The sequence below is a fragment of the Mesorhizobium sp. M7A.F.Ca.CA.002.15.2.1 genome (assembly GCF_003998715.1).
GTDB lineage: Bacteria > Pseudomonadota > Alphaproteobacteria > Rhizobiales > Rhizobiaceae > Mesorhizobium > Mesorhizobium ciceri.
In genome coordinates this window covers 1-19035 of the sequence record NZ_RZPI01000031.1, presented here as the reverse complement: position 1 = coordinate 19035, position 19035 = coordinate 1, and the positions used below count along the sequence as shown (strand labels likewise).

16 protein-coding genes and 1 pseudogene are annotated in these 19035 nt (G+C 60.2%); 7 read left to right on the top strand and 10 right to left on the bottom strand.

Annotated elements, in window-relative coordinates; translation table 11 throughout:
* From ENZ74_RS03815 to lptF, 3 genes and pseudogenes are all read right to left on the bottom strand, one after another.
* Positions 1-708, bottom strand: a pseudogene (locus ENZ74_RS03815) (LPS-assembly protein LptD); the annotation flags it as partial.
* Positions 708-1793 carry an LPS export ABC transporter permease LptG gene (lptG, locus tag ENZ74_RS03810; protein WP_174299091.1) on the bottom strand — a complete coding sequence of 362 codons (1086 nt, stop codon included), beginning with the start codon at positions 1791-1793 and terminating at the stop codon, positions 708-710. The gene lptG and the pseudogene ENZ74_RS03815, both read right to left, overlap by 1 nt.
* Entirely contained in the window at positions 1790-2992 is a 1203-nt protein-coding gene (gene lptF / locus ENZ74_RS03805; RefSeq protein WP_013532506.1) for an LPS export ABC transporter permease LptF, read from the bottom strand. The genes lptG and lptF overlap by 4 nt, the downstream gene beginning before the upstream one ends.
* 351 nt (positions 2993-3343) lie before the next feature.
* On the opposite strand from lptF, the gene ENZ74_RS03795 reads away from it, so the two are divergent.
* Positions 3344-4855, top strand: coding sequence for a leucyl aminopeptidase (locus tag ENZ74_RS03795; RefSeq protein ID WP_013532505.1), 1512 nt, complete (start codon positions 3344-3346; stop codon positions 4853-4855).
* A 28-nt stretch (positions 4856-4883) separates the two neighbouring features.
* Complete coding sequence (locus ENZ74_RS03790; protein WP_013532504.1) at positions 4884-5333, top strand: DNA polymerase III subunit chi; 450 nt, start codon at positions 4884-4886, stop codon at positions 5331-5333.
* 29 nt (positions 5334-5362) lie between these two features.
* Here ENZ74_RS03790 and ENZ74_RS03785 read toward each other — a convergent pair whose 3' ends face one another.
* Positions 5363-5848 (bottom strand): DUF995 domain-containing protein, encoded by a 486-nt coding sequence (locus ENZ74_RS03785; protein WP_013532503.1) that lies wholly within the window; start codon positions 5846-5848, stop codon positions 5363-5365.
* Positions 5849-5981: 133 nt separating this feature from the next.
* Positions 5982-6905, bottom strand: a complete 924-nt coding sequence (locus ENZ74_RS03780; protein ID WP_013532502.1) for a glycoside hydrolase family 26 protein — start codon at positions 6903-6905, stop codon at positions 5982-5984.
* A gap of 602 nt (positions 6906-7507) precedes the next feature.
* Here ENZ74_RS03780 and ENZ74_RS03775 point away from each other — a divergent pair.
* Together ENZ74_RS03775 and ENZ74_RS03770 are read left to right on the top strand one after the other, a co-directional pair.
* Positions 7508-9388 carry a cellulose synthase catalytic subunit gene (locus ENZ74_RS03775; RefSeq protein ID WP_013532501.1) on the top strand — a complete coding sequence of 627 codons (1881 nt, stop codon included), beginning with the start codon at positions 7508-7510 and terminating at the stop codon, positions 9386-9388.
* A gap of 291 nt (positions 9389-9679) precedes the next feature.
* Positions 9680-10087: a hypothetical protein gene (locus ENZ74_RS03770; protein WP_013532500.1), complete on the top strand. Its 408-nt coding sequence runs from the start codon at positions 9680-9682 to the stop codon at positions 10085-10087.
* A 159-nt stretch (positions 10088-10246) separates the two neighbouring features.
* Here the strand turns inward: ENZ74_RS03770 and ENZ74_RS03765 are convergent, their stop codons facing one another.
* The 3 genes from ENZ74_RS03765 to ENZ74_RS03755 form a co-directional block, all read right to left on the bottom strand.
* Positions 10247-11248, bottom strand: coding sequence for a glycosyltransferase family 2 protein (locus tag ENZ74_RS03765; protein ID WP_244514345.1), 1002 nt, complete (start codon positions 11246-11248; stop codon positions 10247-10249).
* A gap of 44 nt (positions 11249-11292) precedes the next feature.
* A complete protein-coding gene (locus tag ENZ74_RS03760) occupies positions 11293-12219 on the bottom strand; it encodes a lysylphosphatidylglycerol synthase transmembrane domain-containing protein (RefSeq protein ID WP_013532498.1) in 927 nt (308 codons plus the stop codon).
* Between the two features lie 184 nt (positions 12220-12403).
* A complete protein-coding gene (locus tag ENZ74_RS03755; RefSeq protein WP_013532497.1) occupies positions 12404-14032 on the bottom strand; it encodes a glycosyltransferase family 39 protein in 1629 nt (542 codons plus the stop codon).
* A gap of 211 nt (positions 14033-14243) precedes the next feature.
* Here ENZ74_RS03755 and ENZ74_RS03750 point away from each other — a divergent pair, with 211 nt between their 5' ends.
* Positions 14244-14861, top strand: a complete 618-nt coding sequence (locus ENZ74_RS03750; protein WP_245321910.1) for a DUF995 domain-containing protein — start codon at positions 14244-14246, stop codon at positions 14859-14861.
* A 678-nt stretch (positions 14862-15539) separates the two neighbouring features.
* Here the strand turns inward: ENZ74_RS03750 and galE are convergent.
* Positions 15540-16619, bottom strand: a complete 1080-nt coding sequence (galE, locus tag ENZ74_RS03740; protein ID WP_013532494.1) for a UDP-glucose 4-epimerase GalE — start codon at positions 16617-16619, stop codon at positions 15540-15542.
* Entirely contained in the window at positions 16616-17653 is a 1038-nt protein-coding gene (locus ENZ74_RS03735) for a UDP-glucuronic acid decarboxylase family protein (protein ID WP_013532493.1), read from the bottom strand. The genes galE and ENZ74_RS03735 overlap by 4 nt, the downstream gene beginning before the upstream one ends.
* A 366-nt stretch (positions 17654-18019) precedes the next feature.
* On the opposite strand from ENZ74_RS03735, the gene ENZ74_RS35660 reads away from it, so the two are divergent.
* Entirely contained in the window at positions 18020-18148 is a 129-nt protein-coding gene (locus tag ENZ74_RS35660) for a hypothetical protein (RefSeq protein WP_272482885.1), read from the top strand.
* A gap of 215 nt (positions 18149-18363) precedes the next feature.
* Positions 18364-18969, top strand: a complete 606-nt coding sequence (locus ENZ74_RS03730; protein WP_013532492.1) for a hypothetical protein — start codon at positions 18364-18366, stop codon at positions 18967-18969.
* Positions 18970-19035: the final 66 nt, after the last annotated feature.

The window sequence follows — 19035 nt, the reverse complement described above, 5'->3', positions numbered from 1 at the left end:
CTTGTAGATGATGCTCGGGATCAGGAAGCCGCTCTTGCGCTTCACCGTCGGGTCGGCAATTTCGAATGCAGGCAGATAGGCAAGCGGAAAACCGAAGAACTCGAAATTCGCATTCTCGAAGCGAACCGTCTTCTTCTCGCCGTTCCAGATGATCTTCTTGGCCTTGACGCGCCAGGTCGGCGCTTTGTCCGGCTTATCCTCGCACGGCTCGCAGGCGGTGTAGACGCCATTGTGGAAGGTGGTCAGCACGCCGCCCATGCGTTCGGCGCTTTCGGCGGCGAAATAGGCCTTGTCGATGGTTTCGACCCGCAACGCGTTGACGAAGCCGTCGGCGAAGTCATCGGTGATGTCGATATGCTGCGAATTGATCTTGGTACCGTCGCTGTTGATGACTTCGACGTTACCGCTTGCGACCATTCGCTTGGTGTTGCGGTTGTACTCGACCCGCTGGGCGACAAGGCGATTGCCACCATAGTCGATCTGCACGCCGCCAACGGCGGTCACGGTCTGGTTGTCGTTGTTATAGACCAGCGTGTCGGCCGCCAGCAGCATTTGCGAGCCGGACGGAACCGATGTCGCCATGTCGCCGACGTCCTGCGCAAGCGCCGGTGCCGGAACGGCGTAGGCAAGCACGCACGCCAAGGCGGTCGCCGCATAGAGGCGCGCCAAACCGGCCTGCCTGTTGCTGGGCAAAAACGCCTCCCTCACTAGCCGTCTTCCTTGTATAGCAGGAAAGTCACCCCGAAGAACATAGCCACCATGACCGGTACCCAGGCGGCTACGACAGTCGGCACGAATCCCGCCACGCCGAATGCCTTCACCAGAACCGAAACGACATAAAGCAGAAAGCCAGCGATGATGCCACCCAGAATCATCGTCGCCGACTGCCCCATCCTAGCAAATCGCATTGAAACCGTTGCCGCGATCAGCGTCATGGCGACGAGAAGGAACGGCAACGCCACGAGCGAATCAAACTGCATGGCAAAGGCATTTGCCTTGAGGCCGAAGGAGCGGGCAACCTCGATCTTTCCGGGCAGGTCGTAGAAGGGGATGGTTTCCGGGCGCGCCAGCCGCTCTTGCACGAATTCGGGCTTCAGATTGGTCGGTACGCGATCGGTTGCCGATGCCTGGATCGTGCCGTTCTGGAACGTCTTGACGTCCTGCAATTCCCAATAGCCGTCGCGCAGGAAGGCACGGGCAGCATCCTTGCGCTCGACGATGTTGCCTTGCGGGTCGAGAATGAAGAATACGACATCGGCCATTTCCAGGCCCTGGTTCAGGATGGCCCGCGCACCGATGATGGTGTCCCCCGAACTGGTTTTCTGCCGGATCCAGGGCGCGGCATCGGCCGAGACCGTATTCGATTTGCCGGAACGCAGCTGGGTTTCGATCTGCTCGGACCAGGAGAATGCGTGCGCGGCGAGCGGATTGATGACGCCAACCGACAGGACGCCGAACAGCAAGGCTCCGATACAGCAGGGCAAGAGGAACTGCCAGGCGGAAACACCGGCGGAACGCGCGATGACCAGCTCGTAGCGCCGGTTCAGCGACACCAGCGTCGCCATCGCCGAGAAGAGACCGACGAACGGCACCGTCTGCAGCATGATCATCGGCATGCGGAGGCCTGAAATGGCTACCGCCGTGCCGTAGGTGAAGCCGGGCAGGCCGGTGGTGCGGCCGGACAGCTCGGTGAAATCGATCAGGAACACCAGCGCCAGGAGGCCGATGAAGAACCAGATGGTGATCGTCACGTAGCGGAAGAAGAAATAGCGGCCCAGTGTCCAGCCCATCAGCCGACCCCTTGCCCTGATGTGCCGCGCCTGGACAAACGCAATTTGAAAGCATTCCAGCTGTCAGCGATGCGCGAGGCGAAGTTTGTCATCCAGTCCGCCCAGGTCACGGGCAGTTCCAGTGTCCGGTTCGAGACGATGAACCAGATCGCCACCGCGGAAGCCACGATCGGCACACCATAGACCATATAGGCATATTGCGGGATCTCATCCGCCTTGCTGGCGGCGAAAAAGCCCAGCCAACGCACGAACAGCGATATCGTGATCGCCGTGATCAGCGGATTGACGCGCGCCTCGCGGTGCGAGCGCGCATCCCCGGCGACCGCAAGCGCGATCAGCGCGAAAACCATGGAATAGGTCCATTCCGAGAACCGCTGGTTGACTTCGGCCCGGTATTCGTAGGGGCTCTGCTGATAATACTTGTCGTTGGCGCTCGGGTTGAGCAGGTACTGCGTCGTCTGGTCCTTGGGCAGGAGCGTCACCGCTGAAGCCGCCGCCATGAAGGCCGACATGTCGAAGGCATAGGAGGTGAAGCGGATGACGGAGAGATCGCCGGTCAGCGTTTTGCGATGGATGACGCCGTCATTCATCATCAGCACCTTTTCACCGCCGCGTTCGATGATGCTGCCGGTCTTGGCGTAGTAGACGAGGTTGACGCCTTCTTCGCGCGAATCGGCGACGAAAATGCCGCCCAGCCGATTGTTGGGAAGGCGCTCGCCGACCTGCAGGAACAACCCGTCGTCGATCTTGCGGAAGGTACCTTCCTGGATGATCAGCGACAACAGATCCGCGCGTGACGATGCCACCAGGGCCCGGTTCTTCTGCCGTGCGTAAGGATCGATGCCGTTGTCGACGGCAAAGGAAAAAACGGCTGCGGCGAGCGCCAGCAACATGATCGGCCGCACGATCGTCCAGCGCGAGGCTCCCGCGGCGTTGACGACGGCAAGTTCGGAATCCGAATTCATGACGCTGAGTGTCTGTGCGACCGCCACCACCAGCGCAAAAGGCACTACGATCGGGATGATGGACGGAAGGATGAGGGCGGCGACTTCGAAGAAGGTCAGCGCCGATTGGCCGCTGTCGGTGACCAGATCGATCTTTGCCAGCACCTGCGTCGTCCATACGATCGCCAGCGTCCACACAAGAGCGGCCATGAAGACCACGAAAGCGCGGCGCATGATGTAGCGTTCAACGACCTTCATGAAGGCTTTTCTCGATTTTTTCGAACGGCATCATGCCGCCGAACAAGGTAGCTGTCCGGCAGCGCCTGCACAACTGGCTCATCAGATGGTCTATCCGGGTTCTGTCCCACATCACGCCCCCCGGCTGGGCGGAGTGTCGGCGGGAATGGATAAGAAAGGGCGAACATCGATGGTTAACAACAAGTTGCGGCAAAAAGCGGGGCCGTGCCGCGACGAATCGTCATCGATTCCATAGGTCATATGGGATGCCAATTCGGCAAAGTCTTGCCAAATGCCGGAAAACGACCAAATGTCGCGCATCGTTTCGAACCGCTTCCCCAAAAGTCGCGCATTCCCTGAAAGCAGGACATGATGAATCAAAGACCGTCGATCGCCTTCGCCAAATTTTCCGGGTCCCAGAGCGGGGTGAACAAGAAGGGCACGGTCTTCGTGCTCGCGGCGGATGAGGGCGGCCTGAGCGACGTCGCCAAGCCCAGTGATCCCGGCAAGACACTGGAGCGGGCTTTTCCCGTGGCTGAGTTCACCGGCAAGTTCGCCAGCACGGTGGAAGTTCTGGCCCCGCAGGGAGCGTCGCTCGACAGACTGGTGGCGATAGGCACCGGCAAGGTGTCGGGACTGGACGAATATGCGTGGTTGAAGCTTGGCGGCACCGTTGCCGCGTCGCTGCGCAAGGCGACCGAGGTAGCGGTAGTCCTCGATGTGGTCGGCGCCTCGCCGAGCGCGAAGGACGCGGCAAGCCTTGCCGCGGGCATTCTCCTGCGCAGCTATTCCTTCGACAAGTACAAGACCAGGAAGGATAAGGACGACGGCAAGGCAGAGCCGAAGAAGCCGGTCAAGGTGACCATCCATACCGCCGATCCGGCCGCTGCGAAGAAGGCCTTCGCCGATGCCGAGGCGGTGATCGACGGCGTCCTTCTGGCGCGCGACCTCGTCAACGAACCGGCAAACGTGCTTGGGCCGGTCGAGTTCGCTGCCCGCGCCAAGGAACTCGAGGCACTCGGCGTCAAGGTCGAGATATTGGCTGAGAAGGAAATGAAGAAGCTCGGCATGGGCTCGCTGCTCGGTGTCGCGCAAGGCTCGCCACGCGGCGCCCGCATGGCGATCATGCAGTGGAACGGCGGCAAGCCGAAGGACAGCCCGATCGCCTTCGTCGGCAAGGGCGTCACTTTCGACACCGGCGGCAATTCCATAAAGCCGGCCTCGGGCATGGAGGATATGAAGGGCGACATGGGCGGTGCCGCCGCCGTTACCGGCCTGATGCATGCGCTGGCGGCCCGCAAGGCGAAAGCCAATGTCGTCGGTATCATCGGACTGGTCGAAAATGCGGTCGACGGTCATGCCCAGCGTCCCGGTGATATAGTCACTTCGATGTCGGGCCAGACCATCGAGGTGCTCAATACCGACGCCGAGGGCCGCCTCGTGCTGGCCGATGCGTTGTGGTACTGCAACGACCGCTTCCAGCCGAAATTCATGGTCAATCTGGCGACGCTGACCGGCGCCATCATGGTGGCGCTCGGCCAACATTATGCCGGCCTGTTTTCCAACAATGACGAACTGGCCGAAAAATTGTCGGTGGCGGGGCAGGCGACTCAGGAACGGCTGTGGCGCATGCCGCTCGGCGCCGAATACGACAAGCTGATCGATTCCAAGAACGCCGACATGAAGAACATCGGCGGCCGTTTTGGCGGCGCCACCATCGCGGCGCAGTTTCTGCAGCGCTTCGTCAAGGACACGCCATGGGCTCATCTCGACATAGCCGGCACGGCGATGGGGGCGCCGTCGAACGAGATCAACCAGTCGTGGGGTTCCGGTTTCGGCGTCAGGCTGCTCGACCGGCTGGTGCGCGATAACTATGAGCAGTGAACGGGTTCGATCACTATAGGCTGAAGCGATGGCCGACGTTCTGTTCTACCACCTGACCGAATCGACGCTGGAGGATGCGCTGCCAGGCCTCCTGGAGCGCAGCGTCGACCGTGGCTGGCGCGCCGTGGTGCAGACAGGCACCGAGGAACGCCGCGATGCGCTCGACCAGCATCTTTGGACCTTCCGCGACGATTCGTTCCTGGCGCACGCAACCGATCGTGAAGCTCATCCCGGCGAACAGCCGATTCTGTTGACCACCGGCGACGGCAATCCCAACGACGCCAAGATAAGGTTCCTGGTCGACGGCGCGGTGCCGCCTGACCTTGGCGGCTACGAGCGCGCGGTGTTCCTGTTCGATGGCCACGATGCCGCCCAGCTCGAGGCGGCGCGAGGACACTGGAAGGTGATGAAGAGCGCTGGCCACGACGTCACCTACTGGCAACAGACGCCAGATCGCCGCTGGGAGCGCAAGGCGTAGACCAGCCGCTTGTGGCGGATGACTCGATCCTACAGTCTTGCCTTGATCCGGTTCTGTTTCCGGGTGACGTAGTCGCCGTGTTTCAATCTCTTGAAAACATACCAGTCGCCATCCGGAGCCTTGCGCTGGTAGATTACTTTGCCAGCCTGGCGGTGCTCGAAGCAGGTCATCGAGCCCTTCACGCCCCAGGAACCGTGCCATTGCGCACGCCAGCACAGCTTGCCGCCGCCGGGAATGAACCACATGCCGTCGCCATAGCCCGACTTGCCTTTGTCGTGGGTCCAGGACTCGAACTGTCTCTGCTTGACGGCAAAGAAGCCGGCGCCCTTCTTGCCCCACAGCCACGAATGGTTCTGATAGATCTGGTAGACGCCTTCGTCAGGAACCGCTGTGGCCTCTTGAGCCTGCTCGGCGATTTTCATCGCCGTCTTGGCTGTCGCAGGAGCCTGGAAGGCAAGAACAAGAACGGAGCAGGCGAATGCCGCTCCAAGATAATTTCCCACTACCCGCTTCACGAAACTTCTCCACAGACTGATTTACGCCACGCCTCAATCCTCATCCCGAACCGCTGGTTCGGGATGGATCACGATCAAACAAGGAGATTGGAAGTCGATCCCGATCGCGTCGGGGTCGATCAGCACGATGCGTCTACGGCAGGACGTGCTGGGTCACCCTCCAGTCGGGCAGACCATAGCCACCCAGCCACGGCCACACTTCCTTCTGGTTGAAGTAGACAACCGAAGTCAGCGCCGGGAACTCCGCGTAGGATTTGCGGGAATCTTCCTGCCATTTCGAGACATAGTCCTGCTTCCCGACATAGCCGAGTTCCGCAACGATGATCGGCTTGTTGAACACTGCAACGCGGTCATAGCCGGGCTTCAGCAGCTCAGCGAAGGTGCGGTCGCGGCCGGTCTCGTCATCATCTTTTTTCTGCAGACCGAACACCGACAGGCCGATGACGTCGACATAGTCGTCGCCGGGGTAGTATTTTTCCAAACCCTCTTCGCCTTTGGGCGACCACATGTACTTGGCTGCGGGGGCAGCCTTGCGGCAGATGTCGACTTCGCGCTTGTAAGCGGAGATCCAGTCCTTGGGAGCCCAGTTGGCCCAGGTGAAGCGGCCGTTCTTGTCTTCCATTTCCTGCGCCCAGCGAATGGTCACCGGGCTCTTCATCTGTCCCACCAGGTCGCAGATCGCCTGCATGTTGGCGTCATATTTGCCGCTCAAAATGCCGTCGCGCAATTCGGGCGGGGTGATGCGCCAGTCCTTGGACCAGGTCCACGGCTCAACCGTGATCAGCAGCGAACGGCCGCGCTGCAGCGCATAGGCGTCGGCGAGTGGCAGCGTCGACAGATCGACGTCTTCCCAGGGCAGGAACAGCTCTTCGATGCTGGCGCTCTTGTCGGCGCTGAAGTCGCCGTAGGGATCGTAGGATCCGAACGCCGAGGCGGCGCTGCTCGTCTGGACGGGGTCCGTCGCGGCTACTGAGCCAGCGCCTCCTGCCGTGGGGAACGCGGCGCTTCCGCCCAATGCCAGCGCGATTGCAAGTGCTTTTACTGTGGAGTGTTTCATGTCGATCTCCCATGGCCCCAACCTCTTGCGGAAGTTAAGGCTTCGCCCGTGCGCATCGATGCTTGATCGACACGATTACCCAAAACCGATCGGCTCTATTTGGCAGAATCTGCGGGATTTCGGAGCGACCCGTTGGCGGATGTGCGAAACCTGACACAGAGCCACCCAAAAAATTATCTCTCAAGGCCCTATACAGGGGGCGCTCGAGAGAAAGTTCGCCGCGATACTCACAAATTCGCGTCAATATCCCGATATATCATCCCTGGCTAATTTAAGAGCCGGTCGCGACCAAGAGTCAAGTGCAATTAACGGTTGCTTAACCATGTGCGCGCGACATGGTTAACGCTGCTCTCAAAGTTCGATCCTTGCCGGACAGCTTTGGCCCATCGGCGAATTCTCCAGCGCTGAAAAATTTGCGGCTCATCGTTCACGTGCTGGTCGGTGGAAACTGTTCCACCGGACTATCCTTAACCAGTTCTGAAGAACCGTAGTTAAGAAATAACTAATTTAGTTGACTCTAAGGATGCCTGAGCGGATTCTGCTGCTGGGTTAGGCTCATCGGCCGTCGTTTGGCTGATGCTCGGGTGGCGGCAGTAAAGTGTATGAGTGTTTCCGCGGACGTGGGGATCATCGGCAGTAAGACCATGCCGAAACGGGGGCGTGGGGCAGCTCCGGGCAAGGCGGCGGAGAAGCCTCCTTTTCTGGTGCCCGTGCTGTCGGCCGCCCAGAAGCGGATCTGGAAGCTAGGACTTGCCTGCTGGTCGGTAACGTTCGGATTTTTCTGGTTCTGGTGGCTGCAGCCCGGGCACATCGAACACGTTATCCCATACATGCTGGCGACATTGACGCTCGTATGGCTGACATTCATGCCGATGTATTTTCTCTTGAACGTGCATGCGATGAAAAAGCCGTCCAGGCTTCACACGATCCCGAAGCATTCGCGTGTCGCGATGGTGGTGACCAAGGCTCCGTCAGAGCCGTTTTCCGTGGTTGCGCGAACCCTCGAGGCAATGCTGGCGCAGGACTGTCCGCATGATACCTGGCTGGCCGACGAGGACCCGTCCGAGGAAACGATTGCCTGGTGCGATGCCCATAACGTCATGATTTCGACGCGGCGCGGGCGGGAAGATTATCACCGCAAGGTGTGGCCCCGCCGGACGCGCTGCAAAGAGGGAAACCTGGCCTTCTTCTACGACCACTATGGTTATGAACGCTATCACTTCGTCGCTCAGATGGACGCGGACCACGTCCCGACACCAACCTATCTCAGGGAAATCCTGGTTGCCTTTGCCGACCCGGCGGTTGGCTATGTATCGGCGCCGAGCATATGCGACAACAATGCCGCTGAAAGCTGGTCGGCACGCGGCCGGCTGTTCCCGGAAGGGATGTTCCACGGACCTTTGCAGTCCGGCCACACGGGCGACGGAACGCCGCTCTGCATCGGCTCGCACTATGCCGTGAGAACCGCAGCGCTCAAGCAGGTCGGCGGCCTTGGCCCGGAACTGGCCGAAGATCACTCGACGTCCATGCTGTTCATTGCGGCTGGTTGGCGCGGTGTGCATGCCATAGACGCCATTGCCCATGGCGACGGCCCGCAAACCTTTGCCGATCTTGTCACGCAAGAGTTCCAGTGGTCGCGGAGCCTGATGACGATCATGCTCGAATACTCGCCCATATACCTTTCCAAGGTATCGCCACGGCTGAAATTCCAGTTCCTGTTCCGCCAGCTCTGGTATCCGCTTTTCGCCGTATTTTCGCTTCTCATGTACATCATGCCGATATACGCACTTATTACGGGTCAGAATTTCGCCAATGTGACGTATATTGACTTCCTTCTATACTATGCGCCGAACTCGATTTCGCTGATTGTGCTGGTGATGCTGTTGAAGTCCTTCGGGCTGTCGCGCCCACTGACCGCCAAGACGATCAGTTGGGAGGGAATGTTGTTCTCATTCTTCGCTCGTTGGCCGTGGGTGCTGGCGGGCACGCTGTCGTCGATCCGCGATTATCTGACCAAGTCGTTCGTCGATTTTCGCGTTACCCCCAAGGGCAGCGGCCCGAAAAACCTGCTGCCTGCCCGCGTTATTGTTCCCTATGTGGTGCTTGCAATGGGAGCTTCGCTGCCGGTCCTTCTTGTAGACCGCGCCTCGGACGCCACCGGCTTCTACTGGTTCGCTGCCTTCAATGCGTTCGTCTACGGATTGCTTGTGGTCGTGATCATCACCAGGCACCTCGTGGAGAACAAAATTTCGTTGCGTTGCAATGCCGCGAAACTCACCTTGCAGGCCTCGCTCGCTGGCGTTGCGCTCTTCGTCCCGGGCGCCGCGTTCTGTGACCGCGGCCTGGAAGGCATATATGGGCTCCAGCAGGGGGCAGGCGGTATGCGCATCGTCAGCGTGGCCTACCCGGTTTCCGGAGCCGGGCGCGGCGGGAGCGGAACCCGCACATTCCATCTTGACCCCGCCTGGAATCCGCCACGCTGACGCCGACAGGCGTCCGTGCGCAAACAACTCCCCTGAACCGCATTTGCCTTGATAGCCGGCCGGCAAGCTGTGGCAGGACCAGGCACGAGCCCAAAAGGTCAAATTTTAATAATATCCGGTCGAGTGCCGAAAGACCGCGCTCATCATATCGTTTGCATGATATTTAATAAGTCTCCCCTAATATACAGCCCATGATGTGAGTGGCGATGGGTCACTCGCGTGGTGCGGAAAGCAAATAAGAGCAATATATCTCCGCGCTCCAGCGACTTGTATTTCATGGCAGGGATAGCGATGAACAAAATAATGGAAAGAGGGGCAAGGCTCGGCAAGAAACATGCCTGTGCATTTGCCGCGGTTGCATTGATCTCGATGATGTCCGGTTGCCAAAGCATGGATGCCACCAAGACGAGCTCGATCGGCACCAAGCCCGTGGTTCATTCGCTTGGCCAGAGGGTGCACTACGCCAAGGACAAGCGGCTGCATCTGATCAACCGCAAACCGCTCACCAAGATGACCAACGTGACGCGTACGAGGGAGGAGGCCTATGCGGCCTTCGTGCGGCCGCAGCGGGTCGGCAGGCCGGCGACGGTGAAGGTCTCCTACAGTCTGGGCAATGGCGGCCCGCTCCTGGGTCATTCGCCCTGGATATGTGGTCCGAGCGGTTTCGGCCAGCGCGCCAGCTGCCGTTCGCGTTACTAAGCCATCAGACCTGAAGCGCGGCCGATTTGACTGCTGCCGGGTCTTTGCCGGGGGGCGCGAGTGGAGGGCGGGAGGTTTGCGCAGACGTTGCGCTTTGCCTCTTGCCCTCCAACCGCCATGCGTTCGTTAGGCGCGGACCTCCGTGGCATTCCGATCAGGTCACGATGCTCGGCCCGGGGCGTGCCAGCCGTCATTGTCGCCGCCCGGCGGCCGTGGCCGCGCGACATAGGCCGATGCTCCGTTCGCCTCGTGATAGACGCGTGCCAGCATTTCCGCCAGCACGCCCGACGTCACCATCTGCACCCCGGCGATGAGCATGAAGAAGCCGGTGAACAGCATCGGGCGTGTTCCGATGTCTTCGGCGAAAAACAGCTTCAGGCAAAGCAGGTAGGCAAGGATCAGCGAACCCAGCGCGCCAAGCACGATGCCGATGCCGCCGAAGAAATGTCCCGGCCGTGTGCGATAGCGCATGAAGAAGTACATGAACACCAGATCGAGCACGACCCTGAAGGTGCGCGAAATGCCGTATTTGGACTGGCCGTGGATGCGGGCATGGTGCGTCACCACCTCCTGCGCGATGCGTCTGGGGGTCGTCACCGTGGCCAGCCATGCCGGGATGAAGCGGTGCATCTCGCCATAGAGCTTGACGCTGCGGATGACGTTGCCGCGATAGACCTTGAGGCTGCAGCCATAATCCTTGAGGCGCACGCCGGTGACGCGCGCGATCAGCGCGTTGGCGATGCGCGAGGGCAGCCTGCGCATGAAAAAACCTTCCTGGCGGTCCTTACGCCAGCCGACCACCAGGTCGAGATCCTCGCTCAGCAGGCGATAGACCATGCGGGGGATGTCGTAGGGATCATTTTGCAGGTCGCCGTCGATCGTGGCGATGACGTCGCCGCGCGCCGCGTCGATGCCGGCCTGCATCGCGGCGGTCTGCTTGTAGTTGCGCACCAGTTCGACCGCATGCACATGCGAGCCGTAATGCGCTGCAAGGCGCCTGATCTCGCTCACCGTCGCGTCGGTGCTGCCGTCATCGACCAGCACGACCTCCCAGGGCTGGTCGTAGCGTTCCATCGCCTGGTGGATCCGTGCCAGCAGCGGCTCGACGTTTTCGGCCTCGTTGTACATGGGGACGACGATGGACAGCGTATGGTTCGGCATTACCGCGCCGTCAGGCAGTCCCGAAGCAGGGATGGGCAATACGTTCATTGGGATGGCTTCCTTGCAGGTCCGACAGCCGGATTTCCCGGCAGCGTCGATTTCGAGGGAAACAGCCAGGCGATCGCACCCGTGGCGATTGCCGAGCAGAAGATGAACAGGTGCAGCGCCAGCGCCGCCTGCAAGCCATTCTTCATCGTGATTCCGGAGGTGAGCAGCGCCGCCGCTGCTCCCGCTTCATAGGTGCCGAAGCCGGCGACGCCTTGCACCGGCAGTATGGCGGCTCCTTCGGCCCCAACGACGCCTGGAAAGGCGGTCGAAAAGGATGTCCCCAGCAGCATTGCCAACAACCATCCCTGCACAGTGAGCTTCAGCGACCAGTTCGCGATCGTCCACCACCAGCCATAGCGCGAGCGTCCGGTTGCTTCGGTGAACACATCTCGGAGCTTGCCGAGCTTCGCCACGATCTTGCCGCGGCCGGCCCAGTCATGCGGTGCACGCGCCCAGCGCGGCAGGTACCAGGCGGCGACGATCAAGACGGCCCCGCCCGCAATCCTAATCGCCGGATGCAGGCCCGGCCACACCGCCAGGGCGAGCACGCCGACGACGAAAGCGTCCTGCAGTCTGAACCACAGCAGTGAGGCGCTGGCGCGCATGATCGGTATGCCGAAGACCTGGCGCAGGAGCAGGGGAAAGGCCGTCTCGCCGCCGCGAAAGGGCACGACGTTGATCATCGCATTGTGGATCAGAATGACGCGCAGGCAGGCGCCGAAGCGGCCATGCACCTCGTCGCGGAACTCGTCGCAGACGCGCAGCGCACGCAAGACATAGGTGGCGAAGAACGCGATCGTCGCCACGGCGAAGGTGCCGGGCGTGATGCGGGCAAAGGCGTCGCCGACCATGCGCCAGCGCGAGTCGCTGGCGAGCCAGGCCAGCAGGGCCAGCGTCACAATGATCGAAATCGCTCGTTTCAACAATTCCTCCGGTCGCAACCGTCGAATTCCGCCAGCCGTAGAGATATTTGACCTTGCTGGCCGGCTTGTCTCGCTTAGCTTGCTGCGTTGGGCAGGCGAGGGCGGGTCGGCAAGGTCGCTGACCGTCGCCGGATTTCCAACGTTTGCCTGATCCCCAGCCCATAAGCCCAACGGCCTGACCAGATCAAGGCCGGCTGATTTCATAAATCAGGAGGTTGTCCGAATCCAGCCGCTTGGTCCCGATCTTGTTGAGATAGTCGATCACCCCGTCATGATGCTCGATGAACGGCCGTTTCTGACTGTCTTCGGCATCCTTTGCCACGCCGAACCAATCCGCGCCTTGCGTGCGAAGTTCCTCAAGCTGTGCTATCGCGATGGCATCGTCCTCGACGAACCTGGACCACTCCACGTCGCCGCCACCAGGCGGAAACACCCACCCGCGCGCCCTGCTGTAATAGACTGCGACGGGATCTCCCACCTCCGGAGCGATGGCCACGACAAGATCGCCAGGTTGGGCCCTGCGCGCCAGCTCGTCGCCAAGCAACTTTCCATTCATGGCGAAGGGCGCCTTCATCGTCCGGACGAGGGGAAAAGTCGACCAGACAAGCATAGCGGCCACGATGCAAATCGACCGCAGAATTATCCCAGGAGACGGAACGGTTTTGGCTCCAAGCGTCGCCAGGACGACCGCGCCACGGCCGCAAAACATCGCAAATGGCACATGGAATATATGATAGTTCCATGGATTGGTCGTGATCTCACGTGCCGCAGCGAGATAAACAACAGAGGCCGCTGCAAGCCATATGAAAGGTATGGCCGAAAGAGCGCGTTCTTTCGATTCCGCGACTGGCTGGGGCGGTATCCAGAATCCGACCGCCATCAAAATCATGAACGGATAGCCATAAAACCACCAGACCGACGTGTTCCAAACAGATTTGAAATAGAAATCGTTGCTGAAAAACGTCCAGAATCCAGAATCCCAGATGTATCCGCTGCCCGCGACATGAAAGGGCGGATAGGTTCGCCCGAGATAAATGGCCCAGCTGTAGTAGGCGCCGATGACGAACAGGCTGACCAGTCCGCTTATGAATACTTTGGCCGCATGCTTTCGCCGATTTTGCAAAAGCCAGCAAACCATCAGATAGAATATGACGCCTCCAGCAGCCAAACCCGGTGGTTTTGCAAGCACACCGAGGGAAAAGCTGGCTGTGGCGAAAGGGAGCAGCCACGCGCTGCCTCCCGTCCAGTATTTCGTGAAAAGCCAGACGCCCAAGGTTACCAGAGCCAGCATCGAGGGGTCGGGAAGAAACGAGCTGTCGATCATGATCGCCGCCGGCATCAGCGCATAGGCAAGTGCCGCGGCGTGGGCGTGCGTCTCGCCCCAGCATAGCGCCGTTAATCTGTGCAGTGAAAACACCGTCACCAAGCCGAAAAGGGCCGCAATCATGCGGCCGAACCAGTCGTGCCAGCCAAAGAGTTGGTAGAGTATGGCGGTCAGATAGCTGACGATCTGGAACTCGCGGCCCTGATAGCTTGGCCCGGGCCCGGTCCAGCTGACCTCGGGGAAGAAGATGTTCCAGCTGCGCTGCTGGAAATTGTCGGCCATCATCGCGGTACTTGTTTCGCGCCAGCTGAAGGCATCGACCAGCGGCAAGGTTATGTTGTGGAACCTGAACAGGATCGCAATGAACAGTATCCCCAGCAAGATCGCCATGTTGGGGCTCACGGTGTTGCGAGCAGTCGTTTCCCGGACGGTCGACTGCTGCCGGTATTGCTGACCTTCGGCCTGGTTCAATTCCGGGTCGCCCGCCATTTGAAACCGCGTCCTCCCTGACGTCTGCGGATGTTGCTTTTGAGTGCGATTGTCAGAGTTGGCAGAGCATATGACACATTTCTTAATTTTGACGACAGCGGGATGCGCACATCTGGAACGGTTGTTGTCCGTCCGCTCGCAAAGGTTGACATCACCGTTCTCGCGACTGTTAAATAGTTCATACGGCTGTCAGAGCGATGATAGTGCTACCTTGGGCAAAACGGGCATGCGAACGCCAATTGTACTGACAGCTCTGACCGGATTGCCACCGCATGGTGTCGACGGTCGACGCAAACATTGTCGGTTCGCAACTTGTATGCAACTCATGTTTCTCCTGGCCCTCTGCGGCCAGACGGCGCTTTCGGGAACGGCGCATGCGGCTGCCGCCAAAGACGGCAGACCAGCGGGAACGGTCATCGCACCGGCTCCAACTGCCTACGAGCTGCAGCTTCTTTATGCCGACCGCACATGGATATGGAAAAACGGCGCGGCCTTTTTCGCGCAGGACAATCGACGTCTCCAGGCCTGGACGTCCGGGCAGGACACCACGTCTGTCGCGGAGGGTAGATGGCTGGTGACCAAGGATGGCAAGATGTGCATGGAGCTCGCCTGGCGATCGAAAGGTTACACCGGCGAGCAGCACCGCACCTGCTACAGCCACCGCATTCAGGGCCTGAATATCGAGCAACGCAAGGATCCGGACGGGGAATGGTACGGTTTCAAGCGATCTCCCGAGGATCCTTCCGACGAATACAAGAAATTCGAAGCAGGCGACACCAAGGGCGCGCAGTTCGAAGTGACCCGCAAGCTGGTCGATGCCAAAAAGTAGGCCGCGCTTCCGGCCGCGCTGAGATGGCCGGGCTGTTCTTCCCGTGCGCCTGTCGTGGAACCCGCGAATCGCTTATGGTTGAGTGGCTCGGCAGGCGCTCGGCGCGCCGAGCGCATTTAGTCGCATTCAACTGCATCGCCTGGACGACAAGACGATGGCCTGCCATACGGTTTTGATGAAATTTAATAATTAGTGATATCTAATATAACGTGTGATGTGCGAGTGGTCACTCATGCGGCGTGGAAGCGGCCCAAGTATAGTATGTCGCAATGCGCCCCTGGCTTATACTTGATAGCAAGGGACAGAGGATGAGAAATTCCGCGAGCGTATTTCGCTCAAGCAAGAATGTCGTATCTATTGCCGCGGCTGTGGCGCTGAGCTCTATGGTTGCAGGTTGTCAAGGTATGGACGCAACTGAAACCGGTTCGGTCCTTATCAGGCCCATCGTCCACCCGGTCCGCAGTCAGCCCTCGGTCCAGCCCGTGCAGGCCAGATTTCTCGTGCGCTCGCTCCGGGCCGACCTTCCGATCCAGATGACAAGCACAATAGGGACCGAAAGTGCCTACGCCTTTGCACCGCCGCAACGGATCAAAGCCAGCACGCCGGCGCCGGTGAACATCTCGTTCAATCCGGGCGATGGCAGCACGTTCTCGGGCGGCTCGCCTTATATCTGCAGCCCTAGCGGATTTGGCCAGCGCGCGAACTGTCACCCCCGCTATCTCTGACCCGTCGGGCGACGACCGGCGCTGCCGCCCTCACTGGCGGCAGTTTCATGGGCCTGGTCTTCAGTCCGAAAAAGGGAGCGGCCGTCCTGACAATCGTATCGATGTCTGAAAGCTCCGGCACAAAGCCAAGATGTTCGCGTGCGCTTCCCGGGTCGGCGTAGAGCTCCGCCGGATCTCCGGCGCGTCGGCTCCTGAACACTGCCGGAACCGGCCTCGACGTGATTCGGCCGACCGCCTTGACAATCTCCTTGATGGAGACGCCCCGCCCTGTGCCGAGATTGACCGCAAGGCTTCGCCCGCCACCCTCGATATGCATGAGCGCTTTCAGGTGGGCGCGGGCCAGATCGGTGACGTGGATATAATCCCTTACGCAAGTGCCGTCCGACGTGTCGTAGTCGGTGCCGAAAACCTCGATCGCGTCGATGATGCCCGATGCGGCCATGAGCACTCTGGGAACCAGATGGGTTTCCGGCGAATGCCACTCACCGAGCTCGCCATCGGGATCGGCGCCACAAGCGTTGAAATAGCGCAGGATCGCAAATTTCATTCCGTACGCGGACGCATAGTCGCCGATGATCTGTTCACCCATCAGCTTGGTGCGCCCATAGGGGCTGATCGGATTTTGCGAGGAGGTCTCGCGAACCGGCAACGCCTCCGGCACGCCGTAGGTCGCACAGCTGCTGGAGAAGATGATGTTTTCGATCGAACTCGCGCGTGCGGCATCGAGCACCGCGATGGTGCCTGTCACATTGGTCGAATAATATTCGGCCGGCTCGCGAACGGACTCTCCGACATAGGCCAGCGCAGCAAAATGGATCACGGCCGTCGGCCGGTGCGTTTCCATCGCCCGCCGCAGTGCATCCCGATCCCGGATATCGCCGACGACAAGCGGCCCCCAGGCGACGGATCTCTCATTGCCGCGGCTCAGATTGTCGAAAACCACCGGCATGTAGCCGGCGGCGGCCAACTGCTTGCAGGTGTGGCTGCCGATGAAGCCGGCTCCACCCGTCACCAGGACCGCCGGCCGGCTCATGAAGCAGCAGCTCCTCTGGCGATGTGACTTCCGTAGAGCAGGGTATCAAAATACTCGACGGTACGCGCGAGCCCCTGGCTCAAGCTGATTTTCGGCTCCCAGCCGAGATTGGCCCTGGCAAAGGAGATGTCCGGCTTGCGTTGCCTGGGATCGTCGACGGGCAGCGGCCGATGCACGATCTTCGATCGGGCGTTGGTGTAATCGACGACCAGCGTCGCCAGTTCCATGATGGTGAATTCGGCAGGGTTGCCGAGATTGACCGGGTGGGCGGGCGCGTTCGGCGCATTCATCAGCCGGATAAAGCCCTCGATCAGGTCGTCGGCATAGCAGAAGGAGCGCGTCTGCTGGCCGCTGCCATAGACGGTCAGGTCCTCGCCGCGCAGCGCCTGGACGATGAAGTTCGAAACCACACGTCCATCGTCGGGCTGCATGCGGCGACCGTAGGTGTTGAAAATGCGGGCGACACGAATATCGAGACCATAGGTTCTCGAATAATCGAAGAACAGGGTTTCGGCCGAGCGCTTGCCTTCATCGTAGCAGGAGCGCGGCCCGTGCGTATTGACGTTGCCGAAGTAGCTCTCGGGCTGTGGATGCACGAAGGGATCGCCATAGACTTCGGACGTCGAGGCCTGGAATATCTTGGCCTTGTTCTGTCGCGCGAGTTCCAGAAGGTTCAGCGAGCCAAGCACGCTTGTCTTGAAGGTGTGGATCGGATCTGCCTGGTAGTGCGGCGGAGAGGCTGGGCAGGCGAGATTGTAGATCTCGTCGCACTGAAGGTCCGAAGGCAGTGCATCGACGATGTCGTGCTCGATGCAGCTGAAGCTCGGATTGCGCTGAAGGGCATTGAGATTGTATCTTTTGCCGGTGTGGAAATTGTCCAGCGCGACAACGTCGTATCCGTCCCGCAAAAGACGTTCGCACAGATGCGAACCTAAAAATCCCGCTCCTCCGGCGACAAGGGCGCGTCGTCGGCTTTGGCTGGCGTCCTTTTGGCTGCCGGATTCCAGTTTCAGAACCTTGACAAGCTTAGTCATGCTTTCCTCATACGCACCGAACACGCTACCGCCGGGCCGGGACAAAGCATCGCCCGGCCACGTTCCTGAGAACGTGGCAAACCTCCGCATCTGCGGAAGCGCCATCACTGATGTGCGTCAATTGTTCTTGGCTTTCGCGAAGCTGGTGCGACTACACAACCTCCGTGCTGCCGCTCAGCATTCTCCGCGCCCCGAAATCGCGATCACACGCCCGGTGTCACCATCGATTGCTCGCCCAAATTGCACATCCCAACGCATCGAAAATATACCTGTGGAAATTATAGTCAACCAAATTAGCAATTCCTTAACCAAATGCGCTCGCGAATGGTTAATCATGAAAGCGGCTACGGCCTCTCGGACCGAAGCATGGCGCACAAGGCAAATCCTGTTTATGAATCAGCATATTGGCTCGATCGACGTCAATATGTTGCCGGACGCGCCAAGCTGTTCCTTGAGGTAGAATCAAAACCTGACAGCAAGAACGGCCAAGAATGAGCCGACAGCAATGTTCAGCGCGGCGCGCGAAATACACGGCTTAATTTTTGAGCGCATAGGTAGAACGTTATCGGCATTGTTGCGCAGCCACGCCGCCAATCTGGTTGCGCTCGCACCCCGTACGGTCCACCTCCAGGGTGGCTGCCGCAACTGGCCATCGCCTTTTGGCCGTCGGGGCGCTATTGGCAAGGTCACGATACGCCATGGTGATGTGAATGCGCTTTCTGTTTGTCCTGATCCTGCTTGTCGGCGCCGGCGTCGGTGTCATCTATCCCTGGGCGATGAGCAATTTCTCCGGGCACGAGATCGGCACCTGGCGGGTCTATGAGCAAGGCCGTTTCAAGCCGCTGACGGTGCCGCTCTCCGGCCGCGATGCGCCGGTGCGGGTGCTGGTCGACCTGACCGCAAGAGCCGAGCGCATCGTCTCGCAGCAGCGCACCGTGCTGACGCTGACCGCCGCCAGCAATGGCCGCACGGTGCTCGCCTCGACGCTGCAGTTCAACCATTCCGACAATCCTCGCCAGGCCAGCCCGCAACTGCCCGACAAGATCTTTCGCGACGAGGCCGGCGTCATCGCGACCGTCAGCCCGGGTCCCTACGTCTTCACCGTCGGACCGGGTGATGCCGACGACATACCGATGCGGGCTGTCGATCTCATCCTGCGCTCCGGCGCAGGCGAGATCGACAGCCGTGCACGGCCGGTCGGCTTCGCGCTGATGGCGATCGGCCTGATCGGATTTTTGCTGACCTTGCGCACTCGAGGCGGTCGGCCGGAAAATCCGAACTCTCAGCCGCCACCGCCGCGCTGGGGCAGGGGCTGATGCATGTCGCCCAAAAGTGTGCAGCGGTTTTGGGACAACGACATGCATAACGGCACAAAACGATGA

Coding starts and splice junctions, on each gene's coding strand:
- ENZ74_RS03765 (WP_244514345.1), bottom strand. CDS start 11,248: ATGCCGAACCATACGCTGTCCATCGTCGTCCCCATGTACAACGAGGCC.
- galE (WP_013532494.1), bottom strand. CDS start 16,619: ATGAGCCGGCCGGCGGTCCTGGTGACGGGTGGAGCCGGCTTCATCGGC.
- ENZ74_RS03780 (WP_013532502.1), bottom strand. CDS start 6,905: ATGAAACACTCCACAGTAAAAGCACTTGCAATCGCGCTGGCATTGGGC.
- ENZ74_RS03775 (WP_013532501.1), top strand. CDS start 7,508: ATGAGTGTTTCCGCGGACGTGGGGATCATCGGCAGTAAGACCATGCCG.
- lptF (WP_013532506.1), bottom strand. CDS start 2,992: ATGAAGGTCGTTGAACGCTACATCATGCGCCGCGCTTTCGTGGTCTTC.
- ENZ74_RS03755 (WP_013532497.1), bottom strand. CDS start 14,032: ATGGCGGGCGACCCGGAATTGAACCAGGCCGAAGGTCAGCAATACCGG.
- ENZ74_RS03730 (WP_013532492.1), top strand. CDS start 18,364: ATGCGCTTTCTGTTTGTCCTGATCCTGCTTGTCGGCGCCGGCGTCGGT.
- ENZ74_RS35660 (WP_272482885.1), top strand. CDS start 18,020: ATGGCGCACAAGGCAAATCCTGTTTATGAATCAGCATATTGGCTCGAT.
- ENZ74_RS03790 (WP_013532504.1), top strand. CDS start 4,884: ATGGCCGACGTTCTGTTCTACCACCTGACCGAATCGACGCTGGAGGAT.
- ENZ74_RS03735 (WP_013532493.1), bottom strand. CDS start 17,653: ATGACTAAGCTTGTCAAGGTTCTGAAACTGGAATCCGGCAGCCAAAAG.
- ENZ74_RS03795 (WP_013532505.1), top strand. CDS start 3,344: ATGAATCAAAGACCGTCGATCGCCTTCGCCAAATTTTCCGGGTCCCAG.
- ENZ74_RS03770 (WP_013532500.1), top strand. CDS start 9,680: ATGAACAAAATAATGGAAAGAGGGGCAAGGCTCGGCAAGAAACATGCC.